The sequence below is a fragment of the Levilactobacillus parabrevis ATCC 53295 genome (genome assembly GCF_001434055.1).
Classification (GTDB): domain Bacteria; phylum Bacillota; class Bacilli; order Lactobacillales; family Lactobacillaceae; genus Levilactobacillus; species Levilactobacillus parabrevis.
In genome coordinates, this window is record NZ_AZCZ01000008.1 from 21,484 (window position 1) to 35,020 (window position 13,537).

11 protein-coding genes are annotated in these 13,537 nt (G+C 48.9%); 1 reads left to right on the forward strand and 10 read right to left on the reverse strand.

Annotated features, from left to right (window positions below; all coding sequences use genetic code 11):
- Positions 1 to 427: 427 nt before the first annotated feature.
- Positions 428 to 1,390: a diacylglycerol/lipid kinase family protein gene (locus tag FD07_RS03275; RefSeq protein WP_020088781.1), complete on the forward strand. Its 963-nt coding sequence runs from the start codon at positions 428 to 430 to the stop codon at positions 1,388 to 1,390.
- A gap of 165 nt (positions 1,391 to 1,555) precedes the next feature.
- On the opposite strand, the gene FD07_RS03280 is transcribed toward FD07_RS03275, so the two are convergent.
- The 10 genes from FD07_RS03280 to FD07_RS03325 form a co-directional block, all read right to left on the reverse strand.
- Positions 1,556 to 1,762, reverse strand: coding sequence for a hypothetical protein (locus FD07_RS03280; protein WP_027825913.1), 207 nt, complete (start codon positions 1,760 to 1,762; stop codon positions 1,556 to 1,558).
- 147 nt (positions 1,763 to 1,909) lie between these two features.
- A complete protein-coding gene (locus FD07_RS03285; protein ID WP_033388635.1) occupies positions 1,910 to 3,388 on the reverse strand; it encodes a LysM peptidoglycan-binding domain-containing protein in 1,479 nt (492 codons plus the stop codon).
- 486 nt (positions 3,389 to 3,874) lie between these two features.
- Entirely contained in the window at positions 3,875 to 4,894 is a 1,020-nt protein-coding gene (locus FD07_RS03290) for a DUF1002 domain-containing protein (RefSeq protein ID WP_020088784.1), read from the reverse strand.
- 114 nt (positions 4,895 to 5,008) lie between these two features.
- Complete coding sequence (locus FD07_RS03295; protein ID WP_020088785.1) at positions 5,009 to 5,902, reverse strand: C40 family peptidase; 894 nt, start codon at positions 5,900 to 5,902, stop codon at positions 5,009 to 5,011.
- A gap of 194 nt (positions 5,903 to 6,096) precedes the next feature.
- Positions 6,097 to 8,118, reverse strand: coding sequence for a transketolase (gene tkt, locus FD07_RS03300; protein WP_020088786.1), 2,022 nt, complete (start codon positions 8,116 to 8,118; stop codon positions 6,097 to 6,099).
- Positions 8,119 to 8,432: 314 nt separating this feature from the next.
- A complete protein-coding gene (gene rbsK / locus FD07_RS03305; RefSeq protein WP_020088787.1) occupies positions 8,433 to 9,353 on the reverse strand; it encodes a ribokinase in 921 nt (306 codons plus the stop codon).
- A 163-nt stretch (positions 9,354 to 9,516) separates the two neighbouring features.
- Positions 9,517 to 10,527 (reverse strand): ribose utilization transcriptional repressor RbsR, encoded by a 1,011-nt coding sequence (rbsR, locus tag FD07_RS03310; RefSeq protein ID WP_020088788.1) that lies wholly within the window; start codon positions 10,525 to 10,527, stop codon positions 9,517 to 9,519.
- Positions 10,528 to 10,853: 326 nt separating this feature from the next.
- Entirely contained in the window at positions 10,854 to 11,843 is a 990-nt protein-coding gene (locus tag FD07_RS03315; RefSeq protein ID WP_020088789.1) for an aldo/keto reductase, read from the reverse strand.
- Between the two features lie 71 nt (positions 11,844 to 11,914).
- Positions 11,915 to 12,829 carry an N-acetylmuramic acid 6-phosphate etherase gene (murQ, locus tag FD07_RS03320; RefSeq protein WP_020088790.1) on the reverse strand — a complete coding sequence of 305 codons (915 nt, stop codon included), beginning with the start codon at positions 12,827 to 12,829 and terminating at the stop codon, positions 11,915 to 11,917.
- 333 nt (positions 12,830 to 13,162) lie between these two features.
- On the reverse strand, positions 13,163 to 13,468 hold the full coding sequence (locus FD07_RS03325; RefSeq protein WP_033388641.1) for a type II toxin-antitoxin system RelB/DinJ family antitoxin: 306 nt from the start codon (positions 13,466 to 13,468) through the stop codon (positions 13,163 to 13,165).
- Positions 13,469 to 13,537 lie beyond the last annotated feature (69 nt).

A 13,537-nucleotide genomic window follows, 5' to 3' on the forward strand; every position in this document is an offset into this window, starting at 1 on the left:
TGGCGCCTTTTTTTATGGTCAGAGTGCTCCACAAGGCGGTTAGACTCTGAGCATTAACGTCGCTAAGGTAAAAATCCCGAATCTGGATTTTTGGCTTAGTGGGGTTAAGCGCAGGAGTCTGCCTTGTGGAGCACGTTTCGGCTATAAAGCATGAAAGCGAGGCCCCAAACAAATACCGGACTTAGCCTTTAATTTCGTTGTATAAACTCAGAAAAACTCCAACAAAACCAAACACCCCACTTATCTCCAATTACCACGTCAGCGCTCATGCTCCTTTCCAATACTTCGCTCGAAAAGTGAGCGGTCCGCACCCCACCGTCCGTTTCCTTATAAAAACCTTATAACTAAGGAAAGTTCCATCAGAATCACTAGGCAGTTTGGTCGATTTCGTTTATAATAGTGAAGATTAATAATTGAGAGGAGAAGTATGGTGAGTGTCCAGTTCTATATCATCTTAAACGAGCACGCGGGAAGCGGCCGCGCGAAGGAACTCTGGCCGGAGATCAAGCAAGCGCTTGATGCCGCTCAAGTCTCCTATCAGCTCGCCATCTCAGAATATGCGAACCACGCGATTCTTTTAAGCGAGCAATTTGCCAAAAAGTTACCCGACGAGCCCCATCAAAACTGGGTCGTCCTCGCCGTTGGTGGCGATGGCACCCTTCACGAAGCCATCAACGGCCTCAACAAGTTTCCTCGGACCCACCGCATTCCGGTCGCCTACTTACCGATCGGTTCCGGTAATGACTTTGCTCGGGGCGCTGGCATGGCGTTGAAATGGCCGGACGCCTTAAAACAGATTATTCAGTGTACCCACGCCACTGACTATGATATTGGGAGCTACAACGAAACCATCAAGCGGGAACGTGGCGTTTTTACTAACAATCTGGGAATCGGCTTCGATGCCGCCATCATTTCTCAGGCAAATCAGTCCAAAGCCAAGGTCTGGCTCAATAAACATCACTTGGGCAAGCTATCTTATCTAGCCTCGGCCCTGGATGTGTATTACAACCAGACCGGCTTCACCCTGACGGTGCACGTCGGCAACCAACGAGATATTTACCCGAACGCCTTCCTGGTCACCACGACGAATCACCCCTACTTCGGTGGTGGCGTGGGCATTGCCCCCAGCGCAACGATCACCGATCACAAGCTGCACTTGGTGGTCATCGAAAAGCCTAATTTCTTTAAGCTGATGTGGTTAGCCCTACGCCTCGTATTTAAGCGTCATTTGACGTCTAAGGCCGTTCACTACTATCAGGCATCAAGTGTCCACCTTACCGTTCCAGCCATCGAATACGGCCAATTAGACGGCGAAGAGATGGGCGGACGTTTCTTTGACGTTTACGTGGGCCTCAAACAGTATCCTTTTTGGTTCGACACGACAATTTAGACGGTTAAGTTTCTTTGAAAGCCAGAGATGAAAACGTCCCATCAGACACAGCGAAAAGGCTGCATCTGATGGGACGTTTTTTCAGTCACTTTGCAGGCAACAAAAAAAGGATGTGATCGCGACCACATCCCTTCGTCATTGGCGCTAACCAATAACAGTTTATGATTAATCTTCAGAAGCATCCATTGCTTCCAGAATCATGTCTAGCTGAGCGCACTTATTACTGAGGTAGTTCATTTCCTCACCATACCGCGGTTCAATCTGTACGGTTTCATTAGTACTTTGAACAGTTGCGGATTCCTTTTCTTTCAACGTGGCTAGCTGTGAATTAGCCTGCCGATACTCTTCCAGAATCTCTACCCGATTACTCATCATTACACAACTCCTTTAACAAAATTAGTTTTTTTGATTCCCGTTTTCTCAAACGACTAAAAGGAATCATACCACTTGCTAAGGGATTTGTTAACGATTATCTTAAACTTTTTCAACGATTTTCATAAACTTTTTTCCTGCAACCGATTACTTCAGCGACCCAGCAAAGGATGGCATGAAGTAACTACTGATCTGTTGCACCTTAACATTTTGACCAGGTTGTGGTGCAGCAACGAATTGATTATTGCCTAAGTAGATTGCGTCATGGTAAGTGGACCCCTTCGCACCCCAGAAGAGAATGTCGCCAGGCTTGGCTGAAGCGACAGAGTGCGTTGAAACATAGGCTTCTTGCGATACCGTGTTATGTGGTAAGCTGACGCCCATTGCGTTCTTGTAAACGTAAGCAACTAATCCAGAACAATCCATCCCGCTGAGTGAAGAGCCACCCCAAACGTAAGGAATGTTGGCTGAGGCCAACTTCAGCGCTAAGCCAGTCACGGACCCACTGGTTAAGCCGGCTGTGTTCGTGGTCTTCTTAGTACTGCTGCTGGTTGCGGCCGTTGCTGAAGAACTGGTGTTAGTTGTGTTAGTGCTCGTTGCCGTCGTAGCCTTGGCAGCTTGCTTTCTAACAGCGGATTGCGTGGTGGTCTTGATCCGTTTCGTCCGGGTCGTAGCCGTTGCATTTTGACTGCCAGTCTGTGGCTGTGCTTGCGTTTGACTGCTACTGCTGGTTACGGCACTGGTACTAGCCTTGCTTGGTGTCGTTGCCTGTGTGCTAGACTGCGTCGTGGTAGATGATGATACAGACTGACTTGACACAGTAGCTGCCCGAGACTGACGTTGGACTGGTTGACTAGAACTCGTCGTGCTTGGCGTCGTTGCAGAATTACTAGACGTTACTGCACTATTCGAGCTCGTGGTTGATGAAGTTGACTGACTACTCGTGCGACTTGCAACCGGTGCCTTCGTCGTGTTGGCATTGACGTGATTATCCTTTACCGTTGAGCTGCTAGTCCGTGATGAACTATTGGCAGCTGGCGTCGATACAGATTGTTTCGTAGTACTTGAGCTAGTGGCTGCGGCACTCTGCTTCTGCTGTTGCTTGCTAGCTGCGGCTTGCTGTTGTGCCACGATTTGGGCTTGAACGGCACTAGCCTTTTGCGTTGTCTGTTGCGTTGCGCTACGGGTTGTCGTAGCCGTGGAATTAGTCGTGCTCGTGGTAGCGGCAACGCTACCCTTAGGAATTGTCAGGTTCTGTCCCACACTCAGGACATCGCCATCCATGTGATTAGCTTTTTGTAATTGTGCCACGGAGACGTGGTACTGCTGAGCCAAGTCCCACAGCGTATCACCTGATTTAACGGTGTGCGTCTGTTGCGTCTTGGCGGAGCGGACTTGTAATTTCTGACCGACAAAGATCATGTCAGTCTTACTATCAATCGAGTTCTGTTGTTCAAGGTCTTGAATCGAAACGCCTAGCTTTTGTGAAAGTTCCCAAACGGTGTCGCCCTGCTTCACTTGAATACTATCCGCATTGGCGGTGATCGTGGCGCCGGCTGCTAACGCACCCATGGCGCTGACGACTCCGACAAGTGCTTTGGTGGTTTTTCGTTGTCCTGTACTCATTTTCAACAACACGTCCTTTTATGACTTTTTTTCAATGCAGGTGAACGTGAAAGTCCTGCTAATCAGCAAGCAACTTCCGGTCGTTCATAGTAAATACGAATCACAAATTAATATTACCACACGATTTGCCAGTTCCTTGTGAAATATTAAGGAAATCATAACGGATTTTTAAGCTTAAACGTTTGTTCCCATTTTTAAATTCATCACCTTATTTATCACCTGAAAGCGTCTATTCATAGGCATTAACCGGTCACATAAGCCAAACCTCTGTTCTAACACCTTCAAAATTCACCCGTCACAATTTCATTGAACACCTCAAGCAGTTTCGGGGTTAAAAATGTTTGCAGAATACAAATTGCCATTGATAACGCTTTCTGTAGGTTACAACTAGCGATTTTTGTTGCGACTTTGTGAAATTTATTTTTGTGCACAAAAAAACGGGAGAAATTCTCCCGTTAGTTAGTAATCCCGCCGTTCTGACGTTCCTTAGTTGAATAGTCCTTGGAAGAACGAGACAACTTGGTGCCAGATCTGAACAAGGAAGTTTTCAGCTTTTTTAGCATCGGCACTGTTGGCAAAGTCTTTCACATTTGCCATTTTGTCACCGATACTATTCGCCAAATTATTGGCAACATTGGTGACGTTGTTCACGTAAGTCTTACTCGTTGAGACTGGTGCTTGTTGCACCTTGCTCAACGCAATTGCAATATTAGTGATCTGTGTTTGATTGGTTTTACCATCGATGCCCTGCTTAGCCAAAGCCTTTTCCAACATTTCTTCAATGTCGGCCTTGGTTGCGAGATCATCCCCGTTTTGCCGTTGCTTAGCTAAGTCGGAAGAAACCGAACCGACCGCTGACATCAGCTTACCAGGATACTTCTTATCATTATTGTTATGATCAATTGCCGGTTGCGTGGCGTCCAAAACGCCGTTAGCGGCTTGTGTATTCTCGGCATTCAGCGTCAACCCATCTGCTGCCAAAGCCTTGTAGACCCCAGTCAGCGCCGATTCACCTGAGACGGACTTGTCGGCAGTCACCGTAATGATAACGTCCTTAACGCCGGCCATCGTTGCGACCATGGCGTACTGCTGAGAAGTAACCTCAGTAATATTATTACTACCATTATATTCGGCAATGTTGACCTTCACACCAGTTCCCGGATCAGCCGGGGCCAACGCTACAGAACTGATCATACTAGCGTCGGTTGTCCCAGCCGAGTTCAGGTACTGGGCATAGTCGCTCCCAGTCGCCGTTAACGCACTGTAATTGGATTTGACGCCCAAGGCTGAAGCCACGGCATCCTTGTCCTCGCTGGCTAGCCCCGCACCATAGACCACGTAGGCTTTGGATAACGCCTTAGTCTGAACGGTACTACCGCTGGTGGCGGAACTACTGGTATCACTCGTCGTGTCCGTGGTATCCGCATTAGCATGAACCATGCTTCCGCCAATGCCCAGTGCCAGAGTAAACGCCGCCAAGCTCAAGATAACTCGCTTTAATTTCATTGTTTGCACTCTCTTTTCACTTGAATTTAACTTCCCCGGTGAACCCAGTATAGCACGAGAGCCAATTTGGAAGCCGAATTCGAAGCGACCTTAGAGAATTCTTCAGACTTGGGTTTATTGCCAGAACCGCCGTGCACCAGCGTATTCAGGGGCAAATGCAGATTTGGCCATGCTGACTTCTTCAACCTGGCCACCAGGCTTAGGGGCATGTAGAATCTGCCCAGCACCCGCGTATAGACCCACGTGGTGAATAGCTCCCGTGCCGTGGTCCGTGGCAAAGAAGACCAGATCACCCGCGGTTAATTCCTCAGGCGCTACGGGATACCCATTGGCGAATTGGTCCTGCGCATCACGTGGTACGGGAATGCCCAGTGCACGGTGCAGCGCATAAATGAAGCCCGAACAGTCAAAACCAGCTGGGGTCAACCCGCCCCACAGGTAAGGCGTATTGACAAACTGGCGGCCCAACGCAAGAATTCGATCTCCATCATCCACACCAGTTACGCCAAGTTGCGCAGCAGCTGCTGGAATCTGACCGGAACCTAATGGGGTGACCACTTGAATCCACTCAGCGTCCTGACTCGTCGTAGTTAGGATAGTTCCCATCGGTAAGGTCAAGACCGGCTGTTGCTCCGCGTCCAGTAACGTCGTCGTTGGTTGAACCAGGCGAACCGTCGTCGTTGGGTACTCCAACTCAGCATCACTAGTCGTCAATTGGGTCATCGGAATCCAGCCGGGATATCCCCGCCGTTCCAGACGATTGGCTTGCCGCGTCACAAAGACGTGCGCCCAGTCACCCTCCTGCCGATCCAAAACGACGCGATCGTTAAATAGCGCTTCGGTGACGATGCCATTCGTGTCCGCTAACCGTTGCCGATCAGCTGGCTGCAAAGCTGCCAACCACGCCGTCAGGTCACCGTCTTGTAAATACGTCTGATCAGTCTCTGTGGCTACCGTCGGTGCAGACCACACTAATGCCGTGGGAACCTTAATCCGTCGAATCTCCATTAAAACCGCCTCCAGTTTCTTTACCCCAATCTTACCAATAATTCGATCAACTTACTAGATTGTTCTGTAACTTACGTGATTGTTTCGATAACTAGTCGCTAAAGCTGTGCCAATACCACTTCACAAAAAAGTCACGCTAGTTGCGGAAGACTAGCGTGACTGGAGGACATAGTATTATAGAAGAAACTTTTCTTTTATAACAGATCTAGATAGGCTTGAACAACATTTTCTGGGGTAAAACCAGCCATTTCGACGACGGCTGCGCCATTCCCACTAGCGCCAAAGTGTTCTTGTGTCAATGCAATCCCATCTAGGCCAACGTACCGGTACCAGCTGGCACCACTCGCCATCTCAACCGCAACTCTGCGACGAAGATGCTTGGGAAGAACGCTTTCCTGGTAATCAGCGGATTGGGCGTTAAATTTCTCAAAACTAGGAACGGAAACCACCCGAACATCGTGACCAATCTCGGCCAGACGTTGCTGTGCATCCACAGCTAACTTCACTTCGGAACCCGAGGCCATCAAGATCCCTTCAGCCTCGTGTTGCGCATCCGTAACGACGTACCCCCCACGCTTCACGCCGGCACGAACCTTAGCGGCTGGCTTGGGTAAGGTCGGTAGGCCCTGCCGCGTCAAAATGATTGCCGTTGGGTGATCCGTTGCAGAAATGGCTTGTTCCCAAGCTGCGACCGTTTCGTTCCCATCGGCTGGCCGGTAAACCGTCAAACCTGGGATGGACCGTAATGCTGCCAATTGTTCTACTGGCTCATGGGTCGGGCCATCTTCTCCAACGGCTAAGGAGTCGTGGGTAAAGACGTAGATCACGGGTAACTTTTGCAATGCGGCTAACCGAATTGCTGGCTTCATGTAGTCGGAGAAGACGAAGAATGTTGACCCGTAGACACGAGTCCCTCCGTGTAAGGCGATACCGTTCATCGCAGCGGCTTCGGCAAATTCACGAACCCCAAACCAGAGATTCTTGCCGGTTGGATTGTCCCGACTAAAACGATCCTCATCGGCAACGTTGGTCTTGTTCGAGCTGAACAGGTCAGCTGAACCACCCCACAAGTTCGGGCAAGCTGCGCTCAACCGTTGAAGGATCTCATGACCACTAGCTCGCGATGCCAGCGCATCCTTCTTATAATACGTTGGCAGGCTCTCCGTGTAATCAGCTGGCAAGCTCTGACTAATGCCTTGTGCAAACTGCGCAGCCAATGCTGGTTCGGCAGTGGAATAACGTGTAACCAAGTTAGACCATTCTTGATGGCTAGCCCAGCCACGAGACTTCACCGTGCTTTGGAACCGTTCCGTAACGGCCGCTGGTACCGTGAAGGGATCGTTATCCCAGCCGTAGAACTCACGCGTAGCGGCAAGGTCTTCCGCATTGAGCGGTGCGCCATGAACCTTGTTCGTCCCTTGATGGGGACTACCGGCACCAATCACCGTCTTGACCTCAATCAACGTTGGCCCGGATTGGTTGTCCTTGGCGGTGTTGATTGCAGCATCAATCGCGTCTAGGTCATTACCATCGGCGACCCGCAGATAGTTCCAGCCGTAACTCTCAAACCGCCCCGCAACGTCATCGTGGCAAGCGTTAGAGAGTGGCCCATCCAAGGACACATCGTTTGAATCATATAAGACGATTAATTTATTTAATTTTAACTGACCGGCGAGGCTAGCTGACTCTGCAGCGACCCCTTCCATCAGATCCCCATCCCCGCAAATCGCGTAAGTATAGTGATCAACCACGTCATATTCAGCGCGGTTGTATTCAGCACCCAAGTGCATTTCAGCCATGGCCATCCCCACGGCCATACCAATACCTTGTCCCAAAGGACCAGTCGTGGCATCAACACCAGGTGTCACCCCGTGTTCGGGATGTCCCGGCGTCTTACTCCCAACTTGCCGGAAATTCATCAAGTCGGACTTACTCAGGGCAAACCCACTGAGGTGCAGCAGGCTGTAAAGCATTGCTGAGCCATGACCGGCGGATAAGACGAACCGATCGCGATTGAACCATTGTGGGAAAGATGGGTCAATGCGTAGGTGCCGGGAGAATAAGACGTAAGCCATTGGCGAAACCCCCAAAGGTAAGCCAGGATGACCGGAACGGGCCCGCGAAATCATGTCCATACTGAGCATCCGAACGGCCGTCACCGCTTGCGTATCAACTTCATCAAAATCTGCTTTTTTTACTGCTTTTTCATTCAACATTGATAGATAACCTCACTTTTATGTAGCCGGACCATTCACGGCTACCATTTTTGATTGGCGCATGCATTCGTTGATTTAATCGATATCGTCAACGGCATCTCCTTGACTTTTCTAACTATACCAATTCAACTGAAATAATGCAACCACTCTTTTAAAAGTTATTCTAGCGGCGTTTATAATAACTGGATAACTGTATTATCAAATATACCGATTCATTGATGTTGCAACCGGTTGTCCAAAATACGCAAAAAAAAGCAATCTTTTTCCGAAAATTTCGAAAAAGATTGCTTAGTTAGTTAAGTCTTTCAGAAAACCTATTTCTTACTTGCAGCGATAATTTCATCGTAGGTTGGGATTGAAGGCATCGCACCCAAACCTTGAACCGTCAATGAACTAGCGCGTTGAGCGAAAGTCAAAGCGGATTCAATGTTGCTCAAGTCACTCTTCAATTGTGAGCTCAATGCCCCAATGAAAGTGTCACCGGCTGCAGTCGTATCAACGGCCTTAACCTTGAATGCTGGGACGAAGCCAGATTCCTTTTCAGTTGCGTAGTAAGCACCCTTACTCCCAACGGTGATGATCAGGTTCTTGGCGCCCATTGCACGGAACTTGTCAGCATTAGCATCCATTGACGCACGGTCAGTCACTTCGATACCGGTCAGAACAGCACTTTCAGTTTCATTAGGAACGACCAGATCAGTCACCTTCAAAATAGCTGGATCGATCTCAGCGGCAGGCGCTGGATTTAAGATCGTCGTTACACCATGTTGCTTGGCAACGGTAAAGGCAGCCAAGGTTGCAGCTTGAGGCGTTTCAAATTGTGCGATCAGGAAGTCGGCCTTAGCGATGTCATCTTCGACAGCCAAGACTTCAGCATCCTTGATCTGTTGGTTAGAACCACCGTAAACCAAGATACTGTTTTGGCCTTCTTCATCCAACAGAATGAAAGCAGAACCGGTACCAACCGTCTTGTCGGTTACAATGGCACTCGTATCGATCTTGTCTTCTTGCAAGGATTCTACCATGAAACGACCGGCATCGTCGTTACCGACTTTACCGATGAACCGCGTTTCAGCACCAGCACGGGCTGCGGCAACGGCTTGGTTCGCACCCTTCCCACCAGCAGCACTACTCTTGTTTTCAGTTGACAGGGTTTCACCTGGTAACGGCATACGGGGAACCCGTAAGGTTGTATCCACGTTGAGACTTCCCAAAACAGTAACTTTGTTTGCCATAATAAACTTCCACTCCTTAACCATTTATCCGTTCGTAAAACGTTTTACGTATTACCGATACGCCCGGTAACCCGTTTCAGATTACTACTAGCGTATCATGATTCGAAAAGGCTTACAAGTAAAACTTGAAATTTTTTTCAGTTATTTTTTAATATTTGACGAGTTATTTACTGACTGGTCCCGTACTCTCCCGTTCTTTCAATTCAACGGGCAATTCCACCGTCTGTGGGTCCAACTGGCGTTTCTGAATCCGGTTAATCAATAACGTCGTAGCTTGTTCACCCATGGTCACAACTGGTTGATGGACCGTTGTCAGCTTAGGAACCACGTAATCATCGAGGTCGATGTCATCGTAGCCCAGGACTGAGATGTCTTCCGGCACACGAATACCCTTTTCGTGGAGTCCCCGAATCAGGCCCAACGCCATTTCATCGTTGACCGCGAATACTGCTGTTGGCGCTTGCTTGACCACGGCCGCCGTTGCTTGGTAACCACCGAGCTTGGTCATCGGCGAAATAATTGTATCCTCGGCCTTCAACGTCACACCGGCCGTTGCCAGCGTGTGTTTAAACCCATCCAGCCGTATGATCAGGTTGTCCGTGGGATCTGCTGGCATAACAATGGCAATTTTTTTGTGACCCAGCGCCAGCAAATGTTCGGCCGCAATCTTCCCGCCACGCTGATCGTTGATCCGAACGCGGTCAAGACTTGGCCCTCCATTTTGATCGATCAACAAGTAAGGAATTCCGTTTTTCTTCAGAATATTATCAACGGCGTCAACCGTAATCGAGGAACTGGCGATAATCAGACCATCAACGGCCCGCTTGATCAGTTCCTGCAGGTAGTAACCCTCTAGATCCTCATCATAGTTTGCCCCAAAAATCAGGGGGATAAAGTGCCGCTCACGACTGGTCGATTGAACCCCCTTGATAAACATACTGAAGAAGGGGTTCCCCAGGTTAGGCACAATGACACCAATCGTTTGCGCAGAACGCATAATCAGATTACGCGCGTTAAAATCCGGCACGTACCCCATCTCTTCTTGGAGTTGATGTACGCGCGTTCGCGTATCGATGCTGAAGCGCTCACCCTTGCCATTTAAAATCTGCGAAACCGTGGTCACCGAAACACCAGCAGCCTCTGCCAGATCTCGAATCGTTACTTTCCGTGTCATAACATCCTCCACACCAATCTGTCTAATTCTCTATTGTCCGAAGCATCGGCAGTTACCCCGCCGCACTCGCTCTATAACGATTATACCCTATCCTACGGTCCATTTGCTGAACAATTTTTCGAATTTCACAGAATAGCATTCGTTATTATCAAATTTATAGCTATTTACGGTTAACCGCTTACTAGATTGGCTGGTAAGTTAACCAACTGACTCGGCCAAAATTCTCAGGATATTACTCGACTGGATCGTCATTCCACCGCTTAGCCGGTGTAAAAGAAAAGACTGAGCCGTAAGTTAATCCTTGCGTCGTCAGTCTTCAATCAGTCCTAAGCCTTTAGAATCTTGTCGATAGCTTGTAACTCTTCATCGTCAAACTCTAAGTTTTGAACTGCTTTTACGTTTTCATATAAATGTTCAGGTTTGGAAGCGCCAGTAATGACACTGGTGATAACCGGATTGTGTAGCAACCAGGCGAGCGCCATGTGGGACAGCTTTTGCCCACGACTGTGCGCAATCTTGTTCAGTGCTTGCAACTTACTCAGCATCTTGTCGCGGCCTTGTTCCAGAATGTATTCACTAGACCAGTGAATATCAACGTCTTCTGGAATACCGTCCAGGTACTTGTCCGTCAGCAAGCCTTCACACAATGGCCCGTAGGCGATAGCCCCAGCATTGTTCTTCTGAAGCATATCGAAGAGTCCATCATCATTGGCGCTCTGATTCAACATGTTGTAAGAAACTTGGTCCACCACGAATGGTGTATGCAGGTCCTTAAAGATCTTGATCATCGCTTCAGCTTGTGGTGCCGTGTAGTTAGAAATCCCAACGTACAACGTCTTACCTTGGCGAACCATGTCGTCTAACGCAACGGCCGTTTCTTCTGGTGACGTTTCGGCGTCGTAACGGTGACTATAGAAAATGTCCACATAGTCTAACCCCATGCACTTCAGGGAACGATCCAATGAAGCCATCAGCGCCTTGCGGGAACTCATTTGACCGTAAGGACCGGGCCACATGTGGAAGCCAGCCTTACTACTGATGACGAGTTCATCCCGGTAAGGCTTTAACTCACGTTCCAAAACTTCACCAAAAAGACGTTCTGCTTCGTAGGAACCAGGACCGTAGTTGGCGGCCAAGTCAAAGCTAAAGATCCCTGCGTCAAACGCCTTTAAGATAATGTCGCGGGTGTCGCCGTAATTGGCGTGCTCCCCGTATTTGTGCCACATTCCGAAAGAAATTGCTGGTAATTGAAAACCAGTATTCCCGGCACGCCGCACTGGAATTTTTTCATAACGATGTTCATCTGCTAAATACATTTGCCACATTCCTTCCCTTTATGCCTACCTACGAGTATAAAGGAATTGGTGTGGACCAGTCAAGTTTTGCGTTAAATCTGGTGCACGTCGTCGCTGAGCTTGACTGCCTGTGAAACGTGGCCACCAGTAGCATCGAGCAACTTCTTGGCTTCGGCAATGGTCCCCTTCGTCTCAATCAAAACAATGGCCAAGGGCACATTATTACCGGCGCGATCGAGTGCCCGCTCTGCCGCCAAAGTCGACGTCTGGGTAGCTTCCGCGATAATCTTCTTGGCCCGTTCAAAGGTCTTGCCATTGGTTGGAACCACGTTGATCATCAGATTCTGATAAACCTTCCCCGACTTCACCATGATCCCGGTCGATAGCATGTTCAATACCATCTTCTCGGCGGTCCCAGCTTTCAGCAGCGTGGCTCCAGTAATCACTTCGGGACCCACGACCGGCGTAATGGGATAGTCGGCAAGCTGGGCCAGCGGACTCTCCTCAATACAGGAGAACCCGATCCCAGTAGCACCATGTTCCTGAGCAAATTTCAAGGCGGCTACGGTGTATGGCGTCTGCCCGGAAGCAGCACTGGCCACGACCACATCCTTCTCCGTCAGTTGGACGGCGGCGAGATCATCCTGAGCCAGCTCTGGTGAATCTTCAACGGAGGGTAACGTATGGGTCAATGCTTGATTTCCCCCAGCAATTAGGCCAAAGGTTTGTTGCTCGGTCAAGCCGTAAGTGGGTTGGAGCTCAGTCGCATCAATGACCCCCAACCGGCCAGAAGTCCCAGCGCCCACGTAGATCAGTCGTCCACCTTGGTCAAACTTCGGGTACGCAGCGTCAATGGCCGCAGCGATCTCTGGCAACTGCTTTTGCACGGCGCGGGCAACCCGGTGATCCTCGCGATTAATCGTGCCGACCATTTCCAACGTTGATTCACGGTCGATGTGTGTCGAGCGGTGATTTCTCTGTTCTGTAAGTAAGTCATCAAATTGCATGGTGTTGACCTCCAACTTTCATTAGACTTGTCAAAATTATGTATTCGCTTTCATAGTTACTACTCTAGGTATAACATGTTTCATACATAATTTCAATTGTGAATATCAGGCCAGTAATATTCAAGTTGCCTTCCAGCGTTTACAAGCCGAGCTTTGTTAGTCCAATTGCTCTGAAAATCGGTGGGCTTGTGATCGCCGTTAATTTCAGGCTTTCGTCGGTTAAATCAGTTGTGTGCTCACACCATTACGTGCTTAAAACAAAGTTTCACGTTATTTTAAAAAAAGTGAGACTAGATTCCGTAAATTTACATTAGTAATAGTATAGAAACTATTTTAGAACTCACCATTCTGATCCAAATACGCCATCATTGCTGCGACATCCGTAAATACCGGCGAATCGTCCGGAATCAGACCCAACTCTTTGGCTTCTATCACTACCATCGCTCTTCTAGTCACTGCATTAGGTTCATTCTCTCCAGGTGTCAAAACGGCAAATGGTATCCGGTCCTGAATGACAAGTTGCTTTGCTGCTAGCACAAAATACGCATTCAAAGTCAATCCAACAGCCTGTAACTGAGCAGTCACGGCTTGCCGCAATTGCTCATCCAATGTAATCGTAACGGATGTTGTACACATCATAATCGCTTCCTTCCGGCCTCACTATACCACGTGAGACCGTCAAAGCCGTTAACGACTACTCCGACTTCT

What these genes read in the sequence shown, in the direction of transcription:
- FD07_RS03275 (WP_020088781.1), top strand. Translation starts at nt 428, where the DNA reads ATGGTGAGTGTCCAGTTCTATATCATCTTAAACGAGCACGCGGGAAGC.
- FD07_RS03280 (WP_027825913.1), bottom strand. Translation starts at nt 1,762, where the DNA reads ATGAGTAATCGGGTAGAGATTCTGGAAGAGTATCGGCAGGCTAATTCA.
- FD07_RS03285 (WP_033388635.1), bottom strand. Translation starts at nt 3,388, where the DNA reads ATGAGTACAGGACAACGAAAAACCACCAAAGCACTTGTCGGAGTCGTC.
- FD07_RS03290 (WP_020088784.1), bottom strand. Translation starts at nt 4,894, where the DNA reads ATGAAATTAAAGCGAGTTATCTTGAGCTTGGCGGCGTTTACTCTGGCA.
- FD07_RS03295 (WP_020088785.1), bottom strand. Translation starts at nt 5,902, where the DNA reads ATGGAGATTCGACGGATTAAGGTTCCCACGGCATTAGTGTGGTCTGCA.
- tkt (WP_020088786.1), bottom strand. Translation starts at nt 8,118, where the DNA reads ATGTTGAATGAAAAAGCAGTAAAAAAAGCAGATTTTGATGAAGTTGAT.
- rbsK (WP_020088787.1), bottom strand. Translation starts at nt 9,353, where the DNA reads ATGGCAAACAAAGTTACTGTTTTGGGAAGTCTCAACGTGGATACAACC.
- rbsR (WP_020088788.1), bottom strand. Translation starts at nt 10,527, where the DNA reads ATGACACGGAAAGTAACGATTCGAGATCTGGCAGAGGCTGCTGGTGTT.
- FD07_RS03315 (WP_020088789.1), bottom strand. Translation starts at nt 11,843, where the DNA reads ATGTATTTAGCAGATGAACATCGTTATGAAAAAATTCCAGTGCGGCGT.
- murQ (WP_020088790.1), bottom strand. Translation starts at nt 12,829, where the DNA reads ATGCAATTTGATGACTTACTTACAGAACAGAGAAATCACCGCTCGACA.
- FD07_RS03325 (WP_033388641.1), bottom strand. Translation starts at nt 13,468, where the DNA reads ATGATGTGTACAACATCCGTTACGATTACATTGGATGAGCAATTGCGG.